This window comes from Hymenobacter sp. BT559, assembly GCF_016427535.1.
Lineage (GTDB): Bacteria > Bacteroidota > Bacteroidia > Cytophagales > Hymenobacteraceae > Hymenobacter.
The window spans coordinates 447,631-454,085 of record NZ_JAELXV010000004.1; the positions used below are offsets into that span (position 1 = coordinate 447,631).

Annotated in this window: 5 protein-coding genes and 1 tRNA gene; 2 read left to right on the plus strand and 4 right to left on the minus strand. The window is 59.6% G+C overall.

Annotated features, from left to right (window positions below; all coding sequences use genetic code 11):
- Window positions 1-19: 19 nt before the first annotated feature.
- Complete coding sequence (locus tag JAO77_RS16330; RefSeq protein ID WP_198991438.1) at window positions 20-2,716, plus strand: GIN domain-containing protein; 2,697 nt, start codon at window positions 20-22, stop codon at window positions 2,714-2,716.
- A gap of 99 nt (window positions 2,717-2,815) precedes the next feature.
- On the opposite strand, the gene JAO77_RS16335 is transcribed toward JAO77_RS16330, so the two are convergent.
- The 4 genes from JAO77_RS16335 to gap all read right to left on the minus strand — a co-directional run bounded on the left by JAO77_RS16335 (window position 2,816) and on the right by gap (window position 6,128).
- A complete protein-coding gene (locus JAO77_RS16335; protein WP_198991439.1) occupies window positions 2,816-3,154 on the minus strand; it encodes a translation initiation factor in 339 nt (112 codons plus the stop codon).
- A gap of 9 nt (window positions 3,155-3,163) precedes the next feature.
- Window positions 3,164-3,952 (minus strand): DUF3050 domain-containing protein, encoded by a 789-nt coding sequence (locus JAO77_RS16340; protein ID WP_198991440.1) that lies wholly within the window; start codon window positions 3,950-3,952, stop codon window positions 3,164-3,166.
- Between the two features lie 141 nt (window positions 3,953-4,093).
- Entirely contained in the window at window positions 4,094-4,969 is an 876-nt protein-coding gene (locus tag JAO77_RS16345) for a diacylglycerol/lipid kinase family protein (RefSeq protein ID WP_198991441.1), read from the minus strand.
- Window positions 4,970-5,120: 151 nt separating this feature from the next.
- Complete coding sequence (gap, locus tag JAO77_RS16350; protein WP_198991442.1) at window positions 5,121-6,128, minus strand: type I glyceraldehyde-3-phosphate dehydrogenase; 1,008 nt, start codon at window positions 6,126-6,128, stop codon at window positions 5,121-5,123.
- Between the two features lie 251 nt (window positions 6,129-6,379).
- On the opposite strand from gap, the gene JAO77_RS16355 reads away from it, so the two are divergent.
- Window positions 6,380-6,451 (plus strand) — tRNA-Glu (locus JAO77_RS16355).
- The last annotated feature ends 4 nt before the right edge of the window (window positions 6,452-6,455 follow it).

Genomic DNA, 6,455 nt, shown 5'->3' on the forward strand with positions numbered 1-6,455 from the left:
GCCGCCTGCGGCCTTTCCCATGAAAAAGAACATCAGTATCAACTTGCAGGGTATCATCTTCCACATCGAAGATGATGGCTACGAAGTGCTTAGCCGCTACCTCCACGAGGTGAAGGCGCACTTTGCCAGCTACCAGGGCCACGAGGAGATAGTGGCCGACATCGAGGGCCGCATTGCCGAGCTGTTTTCGGCGCGTCTCTCGGCTGTTAAACAAGTCATTACCCTCACCGACGTGCAGGAAATGACCGCCAAGATGGGCCGCGTGAGCGACTTTGCCTCGGAACCTGATGAAGACGACGAGCCCGCCTACGCCGAGCCCACGGCCGCCAGCCAGTCGGCCGGCTTCGGGCGTGGCTACACGGGCGGCGCTACGCCTCCGCCTGCTGGCAGCCAGGGCACGGCCGACGGCCGCCGCCTCTACCGCGACCTAGCACACCGCAAAATTGCGGGCGTATGCGCTGGCCTGGCGCAATACTTCATGGTAAACCCGCTGGTGGTGCGGCTGATTTTCCTGGCTTTCGTCCTATTGCCCAACCTCATTGGTGGCGTGCGCTTTTTTCCTGGCAATGGCTTTGTGCGTCATCACTTTGATTTTGGCGGTATTGCGCTCATTGCTTACATCGTACTGTGGATAGCCCTACCCAAGCGCGACGACGCCCCCGCCCCTATCGATACGCTCGACTTTGGTGGCTCGCTCACCGGCCGCAAGCTCTTCCGCGATGTGGATACTGGTAAAATAGGCGGCGTATCGGCTGGCCTGGCGGCCTACTTCCGCACCGATGTGGTGCTGGTGCGGGTGCTGTTCTTACTGAGCTTGTTCCTAGGTGGCTCGGGCTTCATTATCTATCTCATTCTGTGGGTAGTAGTACCCGAGGCCCGCATGGTATCGGAGAAAATGCAGATGCGCGGCGACGCCGTCACGCTTTCGGGCATCGATAATACGTTGCGCACCAGCGCCTTTGAAGGCGATGCAACTACGCCGGCTGGTAGCCGCTCGGTAGGCACTTTTCTAGAGGGGGCGGCGCGTAGCGCCAAGCCGGCGGCCTCCTTCCTAGGTACTGTTATTCGCTGGTTAGTAGGCTTATGGCTGATTTTCTGGGGAGGCGGCTGGCTGATTGGCACGCTGGTGCTCCTAGGTGCCGCCCTGAGCATTATTCCCTTCACAGCCGTGGAGCATACCAGCAATGGCTTTATGTTCGACAATGAGTTTGGTGCGGTAGTGCGCAACCTGCCCCCTTGGGGCGCAGTAGCTATGGCGCTGACGGTAGGCATTATAGCCATCGGCCTGATACTGCTGGGCCTGCGCCTGATAATGCGCCGCTGGATACTAGGCCGCAACACGGGGCTGGTGATGCTAGGCTTGTGGCTACTAGGCGTGGCAGGTTCGGTAGCAGCCGGTTTGCAAGTGGCTCGCGAGTTTCAGGCTAAGGGTACCTACGACACAACCCTGCGCCTAAATGCTACGCCGGGCCGAGGCATCGTGCTCGACTCGCGTGATGTGGAGGACCGCATGGAATGGGTGAATCTGAACGTGGCCCCGGCCGATAGCGGCAAGGCACCCTACGTGGAGCAGGAGTTTCGGGCCAACGGCCGCACCGAAGAAGCCGCCCGCCTCACGGCCCAGCAAACGATGGTGTACAACATCGAGCAGCGCGATTCGACTATCACTTTTGATGAGGGTCTGCGCCTCAAGGACAACGCCCCGTACCGCAACCAGAAGCTGCGCCTGACCTTGTACCTGCCTCTGGACAAAGTGTACCGCCTCACGCCCGACTTTGTGCGACACCTGCGCGGCGAAGACTTTACTAGTGGCGAGCTGCCCAACACCGATGGCGACCGCTCGTACCGTGCCCGTATCACGCGTGAGGGCAAGTTTGCTTGCCTCGACTGCCCGCCCGCTGACCGGGAGGATGCTGACAACGACAATGATAACGACGGCGATGAGGTAGTAGACATCGATGCTGATGGCACCAAAATGAAGCTGCACGTGAATACCGATGGCAATGAGCCCACCGTGCGCATCAGCACCAGCGCGCCCAACTTCAACACCGACCCCGGCCACTACGGCACCGGGCGCAAGACCCTTAGCAGCGGCGAAGAATTCAGCGAAATCGAAGCAGGCGGTCTGTTTCGGGTACTAGTGCGGCAGGGCAACAGCTATAAGGCTGAGGCTGCCGGCCGCAGCGGCGACCTCGACGACGTGCGTCTCGAAGTACGCGGCGAGCGGCTTATCATCCGAGGCCGCCGCAACAACGGCTTGTTTTCGGCTTTCGGCAACCACCGCAATCCAATACTGGTAACCGTGACGCTGCCCCGGCTCAAGCGCCTGGAGCTAAGCGCCGCCTGCCAGGCCGACGTAAGCGGCTTCCGCGACGAAGACCTGCGCGTGAATGCTTCCAGCGCCGCCTCGGCCCGCCTCGCCGTTGAGGTGCCGCACCTCGAAATCGACCTCAGCAGCGCTGCCCACGCCGAGCTCAGCGGCTCGGCCAACGAGCTGTCGGTAGACGGCTCCAGCGCCAGCTCGCTCAATGCCCTAGGTTTGCGCGCTACCAAGGCTTCCGTCGACCTCAGCAGCGGCTCCGAAGCCAGCGTGCGCGCCACCGATGTGCTGAAAGTAGACCTCAGCAGCGGCAGCCAAGTGAAATACGCCGGCAACCCCAACCGCATCGAGAAAGACCTCAACAGCGGCAGCTCGCTAGAGCAGGTGAAGGAGTAATTATTACTGGTTAGTTGTAAATGGGTAATGCCGCTCAACGACTCCCAAGCGGGGCGTTGAGCGGCATTACCCATTTACAACTAACCAGTAACTAGCAGCTTAGCCGCCTATCTGCTTGGCCTTGTAGCCTTCTTTCAGCAGCACTTCCAGCACTTTGGCGCGGAAGTCGCCCTGCACTACTATTTCGCCGTCTTTAGCGCTACCGCCTACGCCGCACTTGGTCTTGAGAAGCTTACCTAGGGTCTGTAAATCTTCCTCGCGGCCCACGAAGCCGGTAATGAGCGTAACCTGCTTGCCGCCGCGCTGCTTTTTGTCGAGCTGCACGCGCAGCTGCTGTTGCTGGGGTGGCAGCGTGGTAGCCTCCGCTTCGCCGCTGGTTTGGTACGTAAAATCGGGATTGGTAGAGTACACCACGCCCTGGCGCTGGTCTTTTTTCATAACCGAAAATTACGTGGTAGCTGGCTCTTGAGCCAGCGCCGCCTGAATGCCATTCCAGAGGGCTACACGGGCAGCCATACCCTGGCGGGCTACCTCAGTGGTCTGTTGCCAGCGGGCCAGGTCGGTGCCGCAGAGGTCGCGCACCATTTGCTGGGCCAGCGGAGCGTGGTTTTCCTCGTCGAGCTCGATGTGGCGGTTGAGGTAATAAATAAATGTGTCGAGCTGACCTGGGAAGCGCCGCCCTAGGTCGGCCACCAGGTGCCGAAACATATCAGGAATAACGTCTTCGCGGCCAAACGTAAACGCGGCCGCTACGGCGTGCGGCTGCCCGGCCGCAATCACGGCAAAGGTCTGCTTCACAAATTCCTGCACGGCTGCCGGGGCCTGGGCGGCGGCTAGGGCGGCGGGCACGCTGGCCCCCTCCCCTAGGGCGGCAAGCAGGCGCTCGGCGGGCGCGGTGTCGGCCCCGGCCTCACGCATGGCGCGCAAATACAGCTCGAAGTGGCTGGTAGGCTGGCCTTCGGGGTCAACATCGGTTTCTTCTTCCAACACTATCTCGTTGATGAGGCGGCGCGTGGCGGGGTTGCCGGTGGGCACCCAGGGCAGCGTGGTGCAGGTAAGGTCGCGCTGCAAGGCTTTGAGCAGCGACATAAAATCCCACACCGCAAACACGTGGTGCGCCATAAATACCCGCAGGTCGTCGAGCGAGTGGATGCTGTAGTACAGCGAGTGGTCGACCAACCGCTGCCGGGCCGGCTGCAAGTCAGCTTGCAGCTCTTTAATAAAATCCTGAGCCATTATAGTTCTGCTTTATGCAGCTAAATTAAGTTCTACCTGCCTAACAGCCGAACACGATAAATAGCTTACGCGCTGCTCAAAAACTGCCAGTGCGCAGCAGCTTACGATGAAAGGCGGCCAGCGGATTGCCGTGTTTGCTCGCTACACAGCCACTTCTAGGGCCAGCGGCAGCAAGTCAAATTCAAACTCGGTGCCGTGGCCTAGGTAATCGCCATCGGCATGGCAGCCGATGGGCGCGGCGGCACGCACCGTGGTGTGGCTCGTGTGGCTGTAGGCGGCGCCGCCAGTGCGCGGCAGCGTACCTAGGGCCATACCCAGCACCACTTGCACGGCTCGCCAAGGCGGCAGCGCATCCATGAGGCACATATCGAGCAGGCCGTCCTGCAAATTGGCGTCGGGCGCGATGTAGGCGTTGTTGCCGTACTGCGAGGCATTGGCAAAGGCCAGCACGTAGCAGTTGGTTTCGAGCTTCACACCGTTGGTTTCGACTACCACCGGCACCGACTTAAACGTCTGGTATTCGCTCAGGGTCACGCGCATATAGGTGCTCAGTCCCCGCGAGCCGGCTTGGGCAAACATTTGGCTCACGCGGGCATCAAACCCCAGCCCAGCCGTGCAAAAAAACGGCCGGCCATTGACCCGCCCTACGTCCATACGGCTAAAGACGGGCTCGCGCAGGCGGCGCAAAGCCCGGCTTAGGTTTAGGGGTACTTTGAGGTGGCGAGCTAGGCCGTTGCCCGAGCCGCGCGGCACAATGCCCATGGCGGTATTTTCTTGGTGCAGCAGCCCCTGCCCTACCTCGTTCACGGTGCCATCGCCGCCTACGGCCACCACTACCCGGCAGCCCGCCCGCGCAGCCTCGCGCGCCAACTCGGTGGCGTGGCCGGGCCCTTCAGTGGGGCGCAGCACGTAGTCGCCCTGGCTTTCAGTGCCAAAGTGCCGCGCCAACAGCACCGGAAACTCGGCCCGGCGGCCGGTGCCCGCCATCGGATTAAAAATGAAACAAGTACGCGGCATACCTTCTAGCGTCGCCCGCCAGGCGACTATTCAAAAAAGACAATAAAAAAGGCCCGCCTAGCAGGCAGGCCTTTTTTATAATTATTAATTGTTAGTTGTCAATTACTTTAAAGGGCAATTAACCATTGACAACTAATCATTAATAATTAAATTAACCTTGCATTTTCTCGCCCAGCTTCTGGATGAGGTCGGCGGTGCGGGTCGAGTAGCCAAACTCGTTGTCGTACCAGCCTACTACTTTCACCAGCGTGCCGTTGGTCGAGGTCAGCTGCGAATCGAAGATGCACGAGTGCGCGTTGCCTACGATGTCGATGCTCACCAGCGGGTCGGTGCTGTACTCCAGGATGCCTTTCAGCGGGCCTTCAGCAGCCTTTTTGATGGCTTCGTTGATTTGCTCCTTCGTGGCTTCGGTCTTCAGAATGGCGGTCAGGTCGGTCGTCGAACCATCCGGAATGGGCACGCGCATGGCGATACCATCGAGTTTACCTTTCAGCTCGGGCAGTACCAAGCCCACGGCCTTAGCGGCGCCGGTGCTGGTCGGGATGATGCTGTAGGCAGCGGCGCGGGCGCGGCGCAGGTCTTTGTGCGGCGCGTCTTGCAGGTTTTGGTCCGAGGTGTAGGCGTGCACGGTTGTGATGTAGCCCTTCTCAATGCCGAAGGCATCGTTCAGCACCTTGGCCATCGGGGCCAGGCAGTTGGTGGTGCAGCTAGCGTTCGAGATGATGGTCTCGTCGCCGGTCAGGGTGTCTTCGTTTACACCTAGTACTACGGTCGGGATGTTGCCGGTAGCAGGGGCCGAAATCACAACTTTCTTAGCACCAGCCGTGATGTGCTGGCCAGCGCCGGCCTCGTCTACGAAGCGGCCGGTCGATTCCAGCACTACATCTACGCCCATGTCTTTCCAAGGTAGCAGCTTGGGGTCGCGCTCAGCGAGGGCAGCAATGCGCTGGCCGTTTACGGTGAGGCTCTCCTCATCGTAGCTAACCGTGCCATCGAAGCGGCCGTGTACCGAGTCGTACTTGAGCAGGTGCGCGAGGGTTTTATTGTCCGTGAGGTCGTTAATAGCCACAATCTCCACGTTGTCGCGCCCGAGGAGCGACTTGAAGGTGAGGCGGCCAATGCGGCCGAAGCCGTTGATGGCGACTTTGATTTTTGCCATGGTGTTGGGAAAAATGGAAGTAGGACGGGCCGCCCAGGCGGCACCAGTGAAATGTGCGGCGAAGGTACGCGCTAAGGCTCTTTTACCGAAAAGACAGCCTCGCACCTTCTGCTTCTCTTAACAGCTACACCAAGCGCGCAGTTTTTTTTCGGCTGAAAATCAACGCAGTTTTAATTATGTGCTACGTTTATTAGCCCCAATATTTGGTTTGAAAGTAAACCGTTGTACCTTTGCACCACCAAAACAAAAACGGTCCGTTCGTCTAGGGGTTAGGACAGTAGATTTTCATTCTACCAACAGGGGTTCGATTCCCCTACGGACTACTAA